Source organism: Sphingobium sp. Z007, assembly GCF_900013425.1.
In the GTDB taxonomy this organism is placed as follows: domain Bacteria; phylum Pseudomonadota; class Alphaproteobacteria; order Sphingomonadales; family Sphingomonadaceae; genus Sphingobium.
Genome location: NZ_FBXK01000002.1, coordinates 1 through 15275 on the forward strand (window position 1 = coordinate 1; position 15275 = coordinate 15275).

The 15275-nt window shown below is 63.0% G+C and carries 15 protein-coding genes; 9 read left to right on the plus strand and 6 right to left on the minus strand.

Going from position 1 to position 15275, the window contains the following annotated elements:
- Positions 1-541: 541 nt before the first annotated feature.
- From CEQ44_RS05290 to CEQ44_RS05315, 6 genes are all read right to left on the minus strand, one after another.
- Positions 542-1006, minus strand: coding sequence for a heavy metal-responsive transcriptional regulator (locus tag CEQ44_RS05290; RefSeq protein WP_024018507.1), 465 nt, complete (start codon positions 1004-1006; stop codon positions 542-544).
- 102 nt (positions 1007-1108) lie between these two features.
- Complete coding sequence (locus CEQ44_RS05295) at positions 1109-1447, minus strand: hypothetical protein (RefSeq protein WP_024018508.1); 339 nt, start codon at positions 1445-1447, stop codon at positions 1109-1111.
- Between the two features lie 86 nt (positions 1448-1533).
- Entirely contained in the window at positions 1534-1749 is a 216-nt protein-coding gene (locus tag CEQ44_RS05300) for a hypothetical protein (protein WP_024018509.1), read from the minus strand.
- Between the two features lie 2 nt (positions 1750-1751).
- On the minus strand, positions 1752-2231 hold the full coding sequence (locus CEQ44_RS05305) for a MerR family transcriptional regulator (RefSeq protein WP_082679233.1): 480 nt from the start codon (positions 2229-2231) through the stop codon (positions 1752-1754).
- Positions 2232-2405: 174 nt separating this feature from the next.
- Positions 2406-2768: a hypothetical protein gene (locus CEQ44_RS05310; protein ID WP_024018511.1), complete on the minus strand. Its 363-nt coding sequence runs from the start codon at positions 2766-2768 to the stop codon at positions 2406-2408.
- Between the two features lie 135 nt (positions 2769-2903).
- On the minus strand, positions 2904-3263 hold the full coding sequence (locus CEQ44_RS05315; RefSeq protein WP_024018512.1) for a hypothetical protein: 360 nt from the start codon (positions 3261-3263) through the stop codon (positions 2904-2906).
- A 645-nt stretch (positions 3264-3908) separates the two neighbouring features.
- On the opposite strand from CEQ44_RS05315, the gene CEQ44_RS05320 reads away from it, so the two are divergent.
- The 9 genes from CEQ44_RS05320 (at position 3909) to CEQ44_RS05360 (ending at position 15225) form a co-directional block, all read left to right on the plus strand.
- The gene (locus CEQ44_RS05320; protein ID WP_037529695.1) at positions 3909-4466 is read left to right on the plus strand and encodes a DUF305 domain-containing protein; all 558 of its coding nucleotides are present in this window, start codon (positions 3909-3911) and stop codon (positions 4464-4466) included.
- Positions 4467-4593: 127 nt separating this feature from the next.
- Positions 4594-7278 (plus strand): NAD-dependent epimerase/dehydratase family protein, encoded by a 2685-nt coding sequence (locus tag CEQ44_RS05325; RefSeq protein ID WP_088181969.1) that lies wholly within the window; start codon positions 4594-4596, stop codon positions 7276-7278.
- A 326-nt stretch (positions 7279-7604) separates the two neighbouring features.
- A complete protein-coding gene (locus CEQ44_RS05330) occupies positions 7605-8051 on the plus strand; it encodes a DUF411 domain-containing protein (RefSeq protein ID WP_088181968.1) in 447 nt (148 codons plus the stop codon).
- A 43-nt stretch (positions 8052-8094) separates the two neighbouring features.
- Complete coding sequence (locus CEQ44_RS05335; RefSeq protein WP_024018516.1) at positions 8095-8454, plus strand: hypothetical protein; 360 nt, start codon at positions 8095-8097, stop codon at positions 8452-8454.
- A gap of 103 nt (positions 8455-8557) precedes the next feature.
- Positions 8558-8839 (plus strand): hypothetical protein, encoded by a 282-nt coding sequence (locus tag CEQ44_RS05340; RefSeq protein WP_024018517.1) that lies wholly within the window; start codon positions 8558-8560, stop codon positions 8837-8839.
- Between the two features lie 128 nt (positions 8840-8967).
- Complete coding sequence (locus tag CEQ44_RS05345; protein WP_088181967.1) at positions 8968-10197, plus strand: TolC family protein; 1230 nt, start codon at positions 8968-8970, stop codon at positions 10195-10197.
- The gene (locus CEQ44_RS05350) at positions 10194-11681 is read left to right on the plus strand and encodes an efflux RND transporter periplasmic adaptor subunit (protein ID WP_024018519.1); all 1488 of its coding nucleotides are present in this window, start codon (positions 10194-10196) and stop codon (positions 11679-11681) included. The genes CEQ44_RS05345 and CEQ44_RS05350 overlap by 4 nt, the downstream gene beginning before the upstream one ends.
- Entirely contained in the window at positions 11678-14818 is a 3141-nt protein-coding gene (locus CEQ44_RS05355) for an efflux RND transporter permease subunit (RefSeq protein WP_088181966.1), read from the plus strand. The genes CEQ44_RS05350 and CEQ44_RS05355 overlap by 4 nt, the downstream gene beginning before the upstream one ends.
- A 14-nt stretch (positions 14819-14832) precedes the next feature.
- Positions 14833-15225, plus strand: coding sequence for a copper-binding protein (locus CEQ44_RS05360; protein ID WP_037476713.1), 393 nt, complete (start codon positions 14833-14835; stop codon positions 15223-15225).
- Positions 15226-15275 lie beyond the last annotated feature (50 nt).

The following is a 15275-nucleotide window of genomic DNA, read 5'->3' on the forward strand; positions in this document are numbered from 1 at the left end:
CACGACGATGATCGCCGTCCCGGTGACTTCGATGGCACGCGTGATCCAGTGGATGCCCTCCACAATGAGGCTCTCGGTCATCACGGACACCTGTGCATCACGTGGCGAACTCTGCGACCTCCCAATGCGACGAGGCGATCGGGTTCGCGTTCGATGATCACCATGCGTTTGTCAGGCCGCCCCGGGGCGACTGTCTCTGGCCGCGCCAGGGAATAAAAGATGATGTCACCGCGTTCGTACCACGTCCCGGTGGCCTGCGGTGCACGGTCGGGCAAACTGATCTCATTATAAGATCCATCCGCCCGGAACTCCCAGGCTGTACCGGTCTTGCACCCGGACCGGGCGTCGAATGACCAGATACCGATGAGATCCGTCTTCGAGCCCAAATGCTGACCGGGCAGATGCTCGGCAACAGAAGGCTGGGCCAGGCCGCCAACCGCAGCGATAACAGCCAAGGCTAAACTTGCTCGGCTGAGGAGCGCGCGCGCTTGGCGCCGACTTGCCCAAAGCAGCAGTAAACCCAAACGCTGCAAAACAGGTCTCATATGGACGCCTTCACTGCGCGGGCGGCATGAGGGTCGCCGTCGCCAGGTGGGCTTCCCCTGGGAATGCTCGCGAGATGCGCGAGGATCGGGCAATCCGCGATGGGAATGTCGATCGAGCATTGGGCGGACAGGGCGGACAGGGCGGTCTTGATGCGGGTCAGATCATCGATACGGGTGGTCGCTTCATTTATCTTGCTCTCGGTGATGGCCAGGACATCGGCGGTTGTCGCGGTGTCGGACGCGCGCAAATCGAGCAGGCTTCCGATTTCGCGAAGCGTGAAACCCAGCTGCTGCCCCTTGCGAATGAACCGCACGCGCTCGAGATCGGCGTCGCCATAGGTGCGGTAACCGGCAGAAGACCGGGCGGGCGGAGGAAGCAGACCGTTGCGCTCGTAATAGCGGATGGTATCGGGACGGATGCCGAGCGCACGCGACAGCTTTCCGATCGTGAAATATGTCATGGCGCGTCTCCGTTGCCGCGACCATTCGAAAGGTCGCGGCATTATTCCTTCGAATTGGTCTTGCTCAGGTCGGGCAGTGCCGGGGTTTTCAGCCTGCTCGGCTTACATATCCTTCATCGGGGCGGACTGACTGTTGTCGGGCGTGCTCGTAGGCGGGGCGCCATTGGGCATCATCGGCCCACCCCGGCGCATGTCGCTGTGGTCCATATCCTGACGGTGGCGCTCATCCATATCGGCCGCCGTGTTGTCGGTCCCGACAGAGTCCGTGGCGGCGGCGGTGTCGTTTTCAAGAGCGCCGGGCGCGCTTGCAGAGGCATTGGAGGCAGCCTGGTTTTGCGTGCCGTCCGTCTTCTTGCCGCACGCAGCAAGCGTTCCGAGAAGCGCAAGGGCTGTGAGCCCCGAGACGATCTTCCCGGACGTATTCGTGAGGTGAGTCTTCATGATGTGTCTCCGAATGAGAGTGAGCGGTCGAACGCAAATCCCGTCGGACGAGCTTGATAAGCGTGCTCGACCGACAGATCAGGGTGTCATTGCTGCTTGAGAATCTGCAGGCAGCGATCGTGCGAGAGATTCATCGGGTTGCGCCCCTGTCCCTTCATCTCGTTGTGATCATGGGGCGTCGCGAGACCCATATTGTCTTCCATGGCCTTGCAGCTCGCGATCTGCGCGCTAGTCGGCGGAAGGGTCGCGCAAGCGCCGAGCAGCGCCAGTGGTAGCAATCCCAGCGAGATAGAGTATTTCATGTTCAGTCCTTCCCTGTGCAGGTGGTGTGGTCCTCTCCCACGGACATTTGTTCTGGCTGATCTGCGGCCAATTGAGACAGCCGCCCGTCCCGAACCAGAAAGAGGATCGGGCAAGGGTCGCTTTCGGCTTCGTGCGAGGGCGCTTCACCCAGCTGCTCAAGGCCTGTTTCGATAAGCTTGAGCTGTTCCACCCTGACCAGTGCTTCGCGCAGTTTGACCCGCGTGACGGCGAGGATATCCGACCCGGCGAGGGCGTCTCCGGCCCGCACCAGCAGGAGCGCGTGCGTTTCGGTGAGGGTGTAACCGAGCCCCTGTGCAGCGCGAACGAACTTGATGCGTTCGACGTCTGCAGGATGATAGACGCGGTATCCTGCACTGGTCCGTTGCGGAGCGGGGAGCAGGCCGGTGCGCTCATAATAACGTATGGTGTCCTTTCGAACGCCGGCAGCCTCGGCCAGCTCACCGATTCTAAGCCGTGACATGGCAAGTCTCGGAGGCACAGTGCCGCTTGGACCTAGGTCCAGGGTCAAGAGAAATATTTGGACGTCGGTCGATCATCGCCGCTCTCCTGTCCGCTCAAAGGCCGCGCGACTTTTCGTCGCTTGCGGCCGCCATCAGGCATCATGGGGAGCGGCAAGCCCCTCCCCGGCACGCCCTTATTTCTTGCGGAGCTCGACGATGTCGTGAACTGCGGGAGCGCCGTCGGCGACGCTCACATGCGCAAAATGGTCGTCAAATATATGATCGACCCTGACGTGGCCGATGAGGTCTCGGCGATAAGCGGGGCCGCTTCCTTTGTAGCCGGAGCCGGGCAGCGTCTTCACGCGATAGACGTCAAGCACCTGTCCGACTGTCGCGCCATCTGCTTTGCCGACACACACGATCGTTCCGGTCGTGTCCTTGCCGATGATCGATCCACGCATAAAAAAGCTGTGGCCGATGCCGGTCGCCAGAGCGGGGACCGCGCCGGCGAGGGCGATACTCGCCATGGCCATCGATATTGACTTCTTGAAGCGCATCTCGATTCCTTTCAATTCATGTCTCGTGCACCCAGGCCGGTGTTCGTCGCTTGGTTGCGAGCGATCGTGCCGGTCTCGTTCTGCAGCGAGGTGGCGTTGATGGTGGGGACGGCGGTCGCCGTCCCCGCTGCCGACTTATTTCCTGCGGAGTTCGACGATGTCGTGGACCTTCGGCGTGCCGTCGGCGATGCTCACATGCGCGAAATGGTCATCGAAAATGTGATCGATCTTGACGTGCCCGACGGCCACGCGCCGGAAGCCCGCGCCGGGGGTCTTCGAAGGTCCAGGTGTGCTTTCCACACGGTAGACCTCGAGGACCTGGCCTACGGTCGCGCCGTCGGCCTTACCCACACAAACGACCGTTCCGGTCGTGTCCTTGCCGACGATCGATCCACGCATGAAAAAGCTGTGGCCGATGCCCTGGGCGTAGGTAGGCGCGGCGCCGAGCACGGCGAGGCCTGCAAGCGCGATGGTGATCTTCTTCTTGAGCAACATGGTGGAAGCCTCCTTGGCTGAGTTTACAAGACCCGCCGAGGAAAACTGGCGGTGAAGAACCTTTCTTCGCCACCAAGACTATGGACCCGGCTCCCGACTCAATATGCGTAATGTTACGAAGCCCCATCAAAGCTCCGGGCAAACCCCGTGCCAAAACGTCGTCGCACTAATCGCATCTTTTGATACGCTCCCGCTACTAGCGGGTTGTGCTCTGGCGATAAGGGGTACGCGTACTCGATGGCCTGTAAATTAGGGCGATTCTCGCGGTCCAGGGTGCCGTCGGGCGGTACAAGGATCAAATCACTCACGCCCGCAGTATGCAACAGGATCATCATAGCTGCTCGGGCCGCTCAAGGAATTGATAGCGACAAAGCCGGTCGACATCAGGGCGCCCTCAGAACTTGGCCGGTTAAGCGTCGCCGCCCAAGAGCCTGGCTGAACAATGCAGAGGTACGGCGCAGCGGAAACCCGGCTATGATCAAAGTTGAATGTCCATCCTCCCGGTCATACTCCAGGTGATCTTGGATCCCTTTGGGTATGAAGTGAGTTGCAGGCATGCCCCCTTGGCAGCCGAGGAGGGTGAGGAGCCTAGAGGTAGGACGGAGTCGGTCAATGGAAGACAAGAAGAATGGCATGGGCATAGGCATGGGCTATGGCCGGTTCGTGGCGATGATTGCGACGTCTACGGTCGTGATGTTCGGGCTGATGTATCTCAACACCTATGCGCTGAGCCATGTCCAGTTCAGCCAGACGCGCACCTGGATGGCGCTCGTCATGGGCGCGGTCATGGCGGTGATCATGCTCAGTTTCATGTGGGGCATGTACAAGAACACCCGCCTCAATATCGGCATCCTGCTCGGTAGCGCTGCCATTTTTGGTTTAGCGCTTTGGCTGGTGCGGAGCCAGGAAACGGTCGACGACGTCTCCTACATGAAGGCGATGATCCCGCACCACTCGATTGCGATCATGACCAGCGAGCGCGCGCACATCAAGGACCCCGAGGTTCGAAAGCTGGCCGATGGCATCATCGACGCGCAGGTACGCGAGATCGCCCAAATGAAACAGATGATCGCGCGCCTGCAAGCTAACCCGGCGCCGGATGGCGCTCCGGACCTGCCCTCCTATCGCGATCGCGGTGCGTCGCCCCCGCCACCGCAAACCGACGAAAGCACCGGAATAGATACACGAAAGCCGATTTCCTGAGGTGTGTTCTTCGAAGTAAACAGGATGGGCACATGATCGGGTACTGTCGGAAAGGCTTCGTCATGCGCATCTTGCTCAAATATCCAGCGATCGACGCTCTTCGCGAAAGAAGCAGGATGGTGGAAGTATGACCGACATCGAGCGCAGCGGTCCGAGTGGCGCCAAAGGCGCTTCTGAGATCGTCCTCGTCACCGGAGCGAGCGGTTTTATCGCCGCGGCCCTGATCGCCCGGCTCGGCGAGCGCTACACGGTCGTCGGTCTCGATCGCGCCGGTCCGCCCGAGCCACCACCGCCCGCCGCCGCTATCGACATTGATGTCGGCTCGGATGAAGCGGTTCACGCTGCGCTCGAGGAGGTTCGCGCGCGATACGGCAACCGCATTGCTTCCGTCATTCATCTCGCCGCGTATTATGACATTTCTGGCGATCCCAATCCGCTCTACGACAAGGTAACCGTCCAAGGGACACGGCGGCTGATCGACGGACTCCAGTCGTTCGATGTCGAGCAATTCGTCTTCGCCAGCACGATGCTGGTCCATAAACCGACCGCCACTCCGCAGGAGCGCATCAACGAGGAATCGCCGATCGGTGCCTCCTGGGCGTACCCGCAGTCCAAAGTCGACACAGAGGCGCTGCTGCACGAGCGTCACGGACGGATACCCGTCGTCTACCTGCGACCCGCAGGAGTCTATGCCGACGAGGGACGCTCAGCGTTCCTCGCACAGCAGATATCGCAGATCTACGAGCACCGCCTGATCTCGCATTTCTATCCTGGCATGCTGTGCGCGGCGCAATCATCGGTGCACCGCGATGACCTGGCGGAAGCCGTGGTGCGCCTGGTCGATCGGCGGCACGATCTTCCGTCTGAACTGCCCCTGCTCATCGGCGAACCCGATGCCCCCGGCTACGCCGAAATCCAGGACATCGTCGGCGAGGCGCTCCACGGCGAGGGCTGGAAGACGATCCGCATCCCGCAGCCGCTCGCGAAGGCTGGTATCGTTCTTCAGAACGAGGCACTCGGCGACGACGATTTCATCCAGCCCTGGATGATCGACAGCAGCAACGACCACTACATTCTCGATATCTCGCGCGCACGGTCGCTACTTGGATGGGAGCCGAAGCACAGTCTTCGCGAAACGCTTCCGACGATCGTTGCGGCGTTGAAGCGCCACCCGCGCGCCTGGTACCGGAACAACAAGCTCAACGAAAACCTCGTCGCCTGGAACGACAAGTCCGATCCGAAGCCGGCCGAGCTGGACCATAACCCGCCTGAAGCGGCAGCCGACGCGATGCCCGGCATGGAGCACGGAGCTAAGGACCATGGCAACATGGATCATGCCGCTGTGGGGCACGGGGCTGGGGACATGGCGATGTCCAGCCACGGTGCACATGGCGATCACATGGCCATGATGGACCGCGACGAGCGCCGTGCGCGCTGGGCGCTCTACGCCAACATCGGCCTCGGTCTGTGGCTCGCCTCGAGCCCGCTCATCTACGACTCCATGACCGCGCAGCGCGTCGGTGAGGCGGCGCGGTTCGTAACGGTCGATCGCGGTCTGCCGTCGATCGAGTGGCGTGCAAGCGCGCTGGCCGTAAGCGATCTTGTCAGCGGGCTTGCCATCGCGCTGTTCGGTGCGCTGTCGCTTGTACCACGCACCAAGACGTGGGCTCAGTGGGCGGTCGCATTCGTTGGGATCTGGCTGCTGTTCGCGCCGTTGATCTTTTGGAGCCCGAGCGCGGCGCAGTACAACAACGATTTGCTCATCGGCTCGGCTGTGATCGCGCTGTCGGTGCTCGTGCCGATGATGCCGGGTATGAGCATGGCAGGGATGATGGACCCCAAGAACATCCCACCCGGCTGGACCTATTCCCCGTCTACCGATGCCCAGCGGCTGCCGATCGTCGTGATGGGTCTGATAGGTCTTCTTACCTCGCGCATCCTGACGGCATACCAACTGGGCCACATCGATAGCGTCTGGGAACCCTTCTTTGTCGGCTCGTTGAGCGATCCGCGCAATGGTACCGAGGAGATCATCACGTCTAACATGTCAAAGGCGTGGCCGATTCCCGACGGCGGTCTCGGCACCATCAGCTACGTGCTCGAGATCCTGATGGCGGTGATGGGCACCCGCGACCGCTGGCGCACGATGCCGTGGATGGTGACCTTCTTCGGCATCCTGGTCATTCCACTCGGCGTGGTCAGCATCTATTTCATCATCAGCCAGCCCATCGTCATTGGCACCTGGAGCACGCTGGCGCTGATCGCCGCCCTCGCCATGCTGATCATGATCCCTTTCGCGCTCGACGAGGTCATCGCCATGGGTCAGTTCCTTGTGTGGGCGAAATGCCGCGGCAAGCCGCTGATTCGCACCTTCTTCCAGGGCGACGCGAGCGAGGCCGGCAGTGAGGACGCCTCCGACCTGATGTCGTCGCCTGCCGCATTTTGGGCCGATGCAAAGCGGGGGCTGACCCTGCCGTGGACGCTGGCGGTCAGTATCGCGCTCGGCGCATTCCTCATGCTCACGCGGGTGACACTGGGCAATGAGGGCGCCATGGCGAACAGCGACCATGTCATTGGTGCCCTGGTCATCACCGTCGCGATCATCGCCACCGCCGAAGTTGCCCGCGCCGTGCGCTTCATCAATGGCGCGCTCGGCGCCTGGCTGGTTGCTGCCCCTTTCCTGCTGACGGGGGCCGGCCACCTGGGAACGATCGTTTCGGTGATCATAGGGCTCGCCCTCGTCGGTCTCAGCCTTCCGCGCGGCAAGCGCAGCGCTGAACATTATGCGAGCTGGGACAAATATGTGATCTGAGGGTCGCTCTGCTCGACGTGGAATTGAACAGGAAAGGATAAGTTACGCCTGTCGGGAAGGCGGGACTCGAACTAGCCAACTTATGGCCGCGCGACCGGATCGTCGAGGAGCGAAATGTGGACCTACTGCAGGTGCAACAATGCTTTTCGTCTGCATCAATCGACGCGAGGGCGAGAGGTCCGCAAAGACCCTGGTTTGCCCATTCACAAACGCCGGTTCGTGATCGCCATGGTCATCCGTCGACCGTCTGCCATTTTTGAGGGGTAAGCGGTACTCGTGCGTAATATGAACAGTCGCCTTGATGAGTGAGTGCGGTGAAGGATGATATGAAACTGAAACTCGCATTATCGTTGATCCCCGCATCGGTGTCTGTCGCCAGTGCGGCGGCGACGCCTATCGTGGTTCACCGCGATCCGGGCTGTGGCTGCTGCGCGCAGTGGGCGGCGCAGGTGCGTAAGCAGTTCGGGCGCCAAGTAACCATCATCGACGATCGCCAGCGCTCCAGCTTCCAGCGGACCCAAGGCGTTCCTTCGGGCCTGTCATCCTGCCATACAGCGATTGTAGACGGCATGGCATTCGAGGGTCATGTCCCGATTACCGACATGAAGCGCGTCCTTGCCCAGAAGCCGCGCGGCGTGCGTGGACTTGCGGTTGCCGGGATGCCGATGGGCTCGCCGGGGATGGAAGTCCCGGGGCAACACGTGGACCCCTATAATGTCGTCGCCTTCGGTCCAGGTGGACAGCATGTCTTTGCGCGTCATGGCGGACGATGATGTCGTTGTTCTACGATAAGGACGGGTGTAAGAAGTAACGGCTGTGAAACGGGTACTGCATCTCTTCCTCCTGCTGGGAGCCTTGGTTGGCCTCATGGGCCAAGCGGCGGCCTATGCCTCTAACCCGGCCCCGGTTTCCGCGCCGATGGCGATTTCGGGAATGAGCGCAGATTGCATGAATGCGATGGCTCAGAAACAACAGCCCTCGGGCAAGCCCTGCAAGGGGCTGACGCTCGACTGCGTCGCATCAATGGGCTGTGTCGTTCCGATGGTTCTGCGCGACGCGCCGCGCGTCCCGGCATCGCCGGTGGCTCACGGAGCTATGGCATTCTGGACCACGACGTCGACCCTGCATGGCAGTGATCTGACCCCCGAGCCTGAACCACCGACTATCCTTGGCTGATCGACCACAGCCGTCAGGCTGACAGGATCGGTGCGCCTATCGCGCACTCAAACATCCTGTCCGATCTGCGGCTACCACGATGATTTGCCAAAGGATTACAGTCATGAAAAACCGTGTTTTCTACGCCCTGCTGGGCGTAGCCCTTGCCGCGCCTGCCGCCGCATTCGCCGGCCAGCCCGACCACAGCCAACAATCCGGTCATTATGAGTGGAAGTCGGTTCCCCAATATGGCCCGCGCGCCACGGGACCGGCTCAGCGGCGCGTCTGGGTGCCTGATACCGCGAAGATGGCCAACTGCGACTGCGACATGATGAAGATGAGCTCCGCGGATTGTATGAAGGAGATGCATGGCATGATGTCTCCGTCCGGCGCCTCGGCTGGCTAGCAGCAGGTTCTGGCCGCTTCAGGTCGCATAGACGGCTAGGCCAGCAGTGGCGGCGGGATACCCCTTCCTGCCGCCACTGACATGCCTGGTGTGCCACGCTTGCCTGAACCTCCGATCAGGAGATCTCCATGCGATTATTTTTGTGTATGCCGCTGTTAGCGGCAATCCCCGGCATTGCCTTCGCCGAGCCGCTCACCTTCGACGCGGCCCTCCAGCGCGCCCGGCAGGAAGCGCCGTCGCTCAAGGCGAAGGCGCTCGGTGCCAACGCCGCCCGTTCCGTGCGCGGCGCGGCCGGCGCCCTGCCTGATCCGACGCTTGCAGTTGGGATCGACAGTTTCCCGGTATCGGGACCGCTCGCGTTCGAGCCGCAGCGCGACAATTTCAGCATGGCGCGGGTCGGCGTGTCCCAGGACATTCCCAATCTCGCCAAGCGCCATGCGCAACAGGCGCGCGCCGACAGCGACATACTGGCGGCCGAGGCTGGTACCGCAGTCGAGGCGCGCACGGTCGAGGTTGGCACCGCGCTAGCCTGGATCAACCTGGCCTATGCCGAGCGCAGGCTTGCCGCGCTCGACGATGTTCTGTCCCGTCTCGAGCGTGTGGTGGGAACGACGCCGGGCGCGGTCGCATCGGGAGGTGCGCGCCCGGCGCAGACCCTTGCAGGGCGCCAAGCCGTCGCCGCGATGCAGGATCGCCGCAGTGAACTCGTCTCGAACGTGGCGCGGGCACGCGCGACGCTAACCCGCTGGACCGGAGACCCCGCGCCGGAGATCGCCGGACCGATCCCCGATTTTGCGGTCGACGCAGCGGGTCTGCGCGCAGGACTCGACCGCCACCCCACCATCCAGATGATCGATGCCCAGGCCGGGCAGGCGGGTGCCGATGTGCGCGTAGCCGATGCCGGCCGGCGTTCCGATTTTGGTGTCAACCTGGCCTACCAGCGCCGCGATCCCCGGTTCGGCGACTATGTCTCGGCCGGTGTGACAGTCAGCCTGCCGTTCTTCACGCGCAGTCGCCAGAATGCCGGGATCGCGGCAGCCCAGGCAAATGCCGGACGAGTGCTGGCTGAACGCGAGGCCTCGCGGCGCGCGCTCGCCGCCGACCTTGATGCGGATATCGCCGACCATGTCATGCACCATGAGCAATGGATGCGTGCGCAGAGCACACTGCAACCGCTCGCTGAGCAGCGCGTGAAATTGGAAACCGCCAGTTATGCGGCTGGTCGTGCCAGTCTCGTCGATATCGCCGACGCCTATGCCGCGCTGGCCGATGCCACCATCACGACTCTTGATCGTGAAGCCCTGGTCACCGCGGACGGTGCGCGGCTGACACTCACCTACCGGAGCGAAAATCGATGAGCCAGGTTATGATAGCCCGCGGGTGGCTCTTTGGCGCAGCTGCTGCTCTTGCGCTTGCTGCCGGCGGTCTCGGGTTCGCTCTAGCGGGCTTCCAGGGCACAAAAGATGGTGGGGCCGTAAAGCCGGCAGCGCGCAAAATTCTTTATTGGTACGATCCGATGATACCGGCCGAGCACCATGAGGGCCCCGGTCTCTCATCCATGGGGATGCAGACGATCCCTCGGTATGCGGACGAGGGCGGAGCAAGCGCGCAGGTGCCGGGCATTTCGGTCGACGCTTCCGCCTCGCAGGCGCTCGGTCTGCGGATCGCCACGGTGCAACGCGGCGAGCTGGCTAGCAGCCTCACCGCGACCGGCACAATCGACTTCAACCAACGCGATGTCGCGGTCGTCCAGGCACGCGCCGGGGGCTTCGTGCAGCGAGTCTATGGTCGCGCGCCGGGTGACGTGGTCGGCGCGGGGGCGCCGCTCGCCGATATCCTGGTGCCGGAGTGGGGCGGGGCGCAGGCCGAGTTTCTCGCGGTGCGCCGCACCGGCAACGCAGCACTGACCCAGGCGGCCCGCCAGCGACTCATGCTGCTTGGCATGCCGTCTGGCACCATCGCGTCGGTCGAGCGCGGCGGCCGTCCGCACAATGTCATCACGATCTCCACGCCGATCGGCGGCGTTGTCAAAACATTGGGCGTGCGGGCCGGCATGACACTGACGGCAGGACAGACGCTCGCAGAGGTGAATGGTCTCGGCACTGTCTGGCTCAATGCCGCCGTGCCCGAGGCGATCGCCGGACCGCTCAAACCCGGGCAAACCGTGCGGGCGACACTCGCGGCATTTCCCGGCGAGATCTTGTCAGGCCGCGTTTCAGCGATCCTGCCGCAGACGCAAGCCGACAGCCGGACGCTGACCGTCCGGATTGAGTTGCCCAACCGCAGCGGACGCCTGCGTCCCGGCATGTTCGCCACCGTGTCGTTTGGCGGAGTCACGCAACCGGCGCTGCTGGTGCCCTCCGAAGCGCTGATCCGTACCGGCAAGCGGACATTGGTGATGCTCGCGCTCGACAAGGGCCGCTATCGGCCGGCTGAGGTCCAGACCGGGCGGGAATCCGGGGGCCAGACTGAGATCCTGGCGGGCCTGGGCGAGGGTGAGAAGATCGTGGCGTCGGGCCAGTTCCTGATAGACTCCGAGGCGAGCCTGTCCGGAGTCCAGGCGCGGCCGATCGGGGGTGGCGCGCCCATAGCCGCCAATCCCGCCGTTATCGGCAGACTCTACGAGACTGTCGGCAAGATCGAGCAGATCACCGCCAATACGGTAACACTGAGTCACGAGCCGGTGCCGGCTATCGGCTGGCCAGCGATGACGATGACCTTCCAGCTTCCCGATCCTAAGGTCGCGCGCGGCCTCAAGACCGGCGATCGGGTCCGTTTCGGATTCGATCAACCTCCGGCTGGGCCGACGGTGCGTCGCATGGCGAAGGTAGCTGGCCAGTGATCGCCCATCTCATCCGCTGGTCGGTCAGGAACCGCTTCTTCGTTCTGATCGGCGTACTGGCGCTCATTGGCGTGGGCGTCTGGGCGGTGCGATCGACCGCGATCGACGCGCTCCCCGATCTCTCCGACACGCAGGTCATCATCCGCACCAGCTACCCCGGCCAAGCGCCGCAGATCGTCGAGAACCAGGTCACCTATCCGCTGACCACGACCATGTTGTCGGTTCCCGGCGCGAAGACGGTGCGCGGCTATTCCTTCTTCGGCGACAGCTTCGTCTATGTGATCTTCGAGGACGGCACAGATCTCTACTGGGCCCGGAGCCGCGTGCTGGAATATCTCAATCAGGTGCAGGGGCGGCTGCCGGCAAGCGCCCGCAGCGCGCTGGGACCGGACGCCACCGGGGTTGGCTGGGTCTATGAATATGCGCTGGTCGACCGCACCGCCCGCCACGACCTGTCGCAGCTCCGCGGGATTCAGGACTGGTTCCTGCGCTACGAGCTGAAGACCGTGACCGGCGTCGCTGAGGTGGCCAGCATGGGCGGCATGGTCAAGCAGTATCAGGTGCTGCTCGATCCGGTGAAGCTGGCCGCTTACGGGATCACCCACAGCCAAGCGGTAGAGGCGATCAGCCAAGCCAATCAGGAAGCGGGCGGCTCAGTGCTGGAGATGGCCGAAGCCGAATATATGGTTCGCGCCTCGGGCTATCTGAAGACGCTCGACGATTTCCGGGCGATTCCGCTCAGGACCGGCGCCGGTGGCGTGCCCGTGCGGTTGGGCGATGTCGCCACCATCCAGATCGGCCCCGAGATGCGACGCGGCATCGCCGAGCTGAACGGCGAAGGCGAGGTCGCCGGTGGCGTGGTGATCCTGCGTTCGGGCAAGAATGCGCGCGAAACGATCGCCGCAGTCAAGGACAAGCTCACCGAACTGAAAAAGAGCCTGCCACCCGGCGTCGAGGTGGTGACGGTCTACGATCGTTCGCAGCTCATTGATCGCGCAGTCGAGAATCTCACCCACAAGCTGGTCGAAGAGTTCATCGTCGTCGCCATCGTCTGCGGCCTGTTCCTCTGGCACGTCCGTTCAGCGCTGGTCGCGATCCTCACTCTTCCGCTGGGGGTGCTGGCGGCGTTCGTCGTGATGCGCTTCCAGGGGGTGAATGCCAACATCATGTCCTTGGGCGGCATCGCCATCGCGATCGGCGCGATGGTCGATGCGGCCGTCGTCATGATCGAGAATGCCCACAAGAAGATCGAGCACTGGGAACAGGATCATCCGGGCAAGCATCTCGAGGGCGAGATGCGCTGGATTGTCACCACCGAAGCCGCCGCAGAGGTTGGCCCCGCCCTGTTCTTCAGCCTGCTGATCATCACGCTCTCCTTCATTCCGGTGTTTACACTCGAAGGACAGGAAGGGCGGCTGTTCGCGCCGCTCGCTTTCACCAAGACCTACGCGATGGCGTCGGCGGCGATCCTATCGGTGACCTTGGTGCCGATCCTGATGGGTCTGCTGATCCGCGGGAAGATCCCGCCCGAGCAATCCAACCCGGTCAACCGCTGGCTCACCAACATCTACCGGCCCGCGATCGACTGGACGATGCGGCGACCCAAGACCGTGCTATTGATCGCGGCGCTGGTCTTTGCGACCACGGCCTGGCCACTCACACACCTCGGCGGTGAGTTCATGCCCAATATGGACGAAGGCGACCTGCTTTACATGCCCTCGGCGCTGCCCGGGTTGTCGGCGGCGAAAGCCTCGCAACTGCTCCAGCAGACCGACCGGCTGATCAAGACCGTGCCCGAGGTTGAGAGCGTATTCGGCAAGGCCGGCCGTGCCGAGACCGCGACCGATCCGGCGCCACTCGAAATGTTCGAGACGACCATCCAGTTCAAGCCGCGCGATCAATGGCGGCCGGGCATGACGCCCGACAAGCTCGTTGAAGAACTGGACCGCACGGTGAAGCTCCCCGGCCTCGCCAATGTCTGGGTGCCGCCGATCCGCAACCGCATCGATATGCTGGCGACCGGCATAAAGAGCCCGATCGGGGTCAAGGTGTCGGGGTCCGATCTCGTCCAGCTCGACCGGATCGCCCATGATGTCGAGACGGTGGCGAAGACCGTGCCCGGCGTCAGTTCGGCGCTGGCCGAGCGGCTGACCGGTGGGCGCTATGTCGATGTCGACATCGATCGGGCTTCCGCCGCCAGGTTCGGGCTCAACATCACCGATGTGCAGGCGATCGTTTCGGGTGCGATCGGGGGCGAGACGATTGGCGAAACGGTCGAAGGCCTAGCCCGCTACCCGATCAGCGTGCGCTACCCGCGCGAGGTGCGCGACAGCCTGGAAGGCCTCCGCACGCTCCCGGTCCTGACGCCATCGGGGCAGCAGATCACGCTCGGCACGGTCGCGAACATATCGATCGCTGAAGGGCCGCCGATGCTCAAGACCGAAAATGCGCGGCCCTCGACCTGGGTCTATGTCGATGTCCGCGGCCGCGATCTAGCCTCGGTCGTCGGCGATCTCCAGCGCGCGGTGGCGAAGCAGGTCAAGCTCTCGCCGGGCGTCAGCATCGCCTATTCCGGCCAGTTCGAATATCTCGAGCGTGCGGTCGACAAGCTGAAGCTGGTTGTGCCCGCGACCCTGCTGATCATCTTTGTGCTGCTCTACATGATCTTCGGCCGGTTCGATGAAGCCGCGCTGATCATGGGCACGCTGCCGTTTGCGCTCACAGGTGGCATCTGGATTCTCTATTTCCTAGGTTTCAACCAATCGGTCGCGACCGGCGTCGGGTTTATCGCGCTCGCCGGCGTTTCGGCGGAGTTCGGCGTGGTGATGCTGATCTATCTGAAGAACGCGCTTGAGGAGCGGGTCGCCGATCCGGATGCAGCCGAGGTAGAGGCCGCGGTGCGTGAGGGTGCACTGCTTCGCGTACGGCCCAAGGCGATGACGGTCGCGGTGATCCTCGCCGGTCTGTTGCCGATCCTGCTCGGCTCGGGCGCCGGCTCGGAGGTGATGAGCCGGATCGCGGCGCCGATGATCGGCGGCATGCTCACCGCGCCCCTGCTGTCCATGTTCGTGCTTCCTGCCGCCTATCTTTTGCTCCGGCGGCCAAAGAGCAAGCCCACATCTCAACCCCTTATATAAAGACGGAGAAAACCATGAAGCATGCACGACTGACTATTGCCCTCGGCCTGGCCGCCTTGACTGCCGCTTGCGGCAAGAAGGCGGAAACACCCGTTGCGGTCGAGACCAATCAGGCGGCCCCTGCTGCAGCCATGAGTGGAGACATGGGGAACATGGCGATGGCGCCGGCGGCCCCCGCGTCGATCATGGCCAAGGGTCATGGCACGGTCACCGCCATCGACAAGGCTGCCGGCACGATCACCCTCAACCATGGCCCCATCCCCGAAGCTAAGTGGCCAGCGATGACGATGGCGTTCAAGGCCGCGTCCGCCATCACCGACGCGGCGAAGGTGGGCGACAAGGTCGATTTTGATGTCACGCTTGTGGGCAGCGCCGGTGAGGTGACAGCGATCCAAAAGAAGCCTTAAGGAGGGGATTTTATAAGGCCCATTAAAGGCTAATTAACCTCGTTCCTTCA

Bases quoted from the DNA above. Each gene is read 5' to 3' on its own strand.
- CEQ44_RS05310 (WP_024018511.1), bottom strand. From the start codon at position 2,768: ATGCGCTTCAAGAAGTCAATATCGATGGCCATGGCGAGTATCGCCCTC.
- CEQ44_RS05320 (WP_037529695.1), top strand. From the start codon at position 3,909: ATGGGCTATGGCCGGTTCGTGGCGATGATTGCGACGTCTACGGTCGTG.
- CEQ44_RS05340 (WP_024018517.1), top strand. From the start codon at position 8,558: ATGAAAAACCGTGTTTTCTACGCCCTGCTGGGCGTAGCCCTTGCCGCG.
- CEQ44_RS05300 (WP_024018509.1), bottom strand. From the start codon at position 1,749: ATGAAATACTCTATCTCGCTGGGATTGCTACCACTGGCGCTGCTCGGC.
- CEQ44_RS05305 (WP_082679233.1), bottom strand. From the start codon at position 2,231: ATGTCACGGCTTAGAATCGGTGAGCTGGCCGAGGCTGCCGGCGTTCGA.
- CEQ44_RS05325 (WP_088181969.1), top strand. From the start codon at position 4,594: ATGACCGACATCGAGCGCAGCGGTCCGAGTGGCGCCAAAGGCGCTTCT.
- CEQ44_RS05330 (WP_088181968.1), top strand. From the start codon at position 7,605: ATGAAACTGAAACTCGCATTATCGTTGATCCCCGCATCGGTGTCTGTC.
- CEQ44_RS05290 (WP_024018507.1), bottom strand. From the start codon at position 1,006: ATGACATATTTCACGATCGGAAAGCTGTCGCGTGCGCTCGGCATCCGT.
- CEQ44_RS05295 (WP_024018508.1), bottom strand. From the start codon at position 1,447: ATGAAGACTCACCTCACGAATACGTCCGGGAAGATCGTCTCGGGGCTC.
- CEQ44_RS05360 (WP_037476713.1), top strand. From the start codon at position 14,833: ATGAAGCATGCACGACTGACTATTGCCCTCGGCCTGGCCGCCTTGACT.
- CEQ44_RS05345 (WP_088181967.1), top strand. From the start codon at position 8,968: ATGCGATTATTTTTGTGTATGCCGCTGTTAGCGGCAATCCCCGGCATT.
- CEQ44_RS05350 (WP_024018519.1), top strand. From the start codon at position 10,194: ATGAGCCAGGTTATGATAGCCCGCGGGTGGCTCTTTGGCGCAGCTGCT.
- CEQ44_RS05315 (WP_024018512.1), bottom strand. From the start codon at position 3,263: ATGTTGCTCAAGAAGAAGATCACCATCGCGCTTGCAGGCCTCGCCGTG.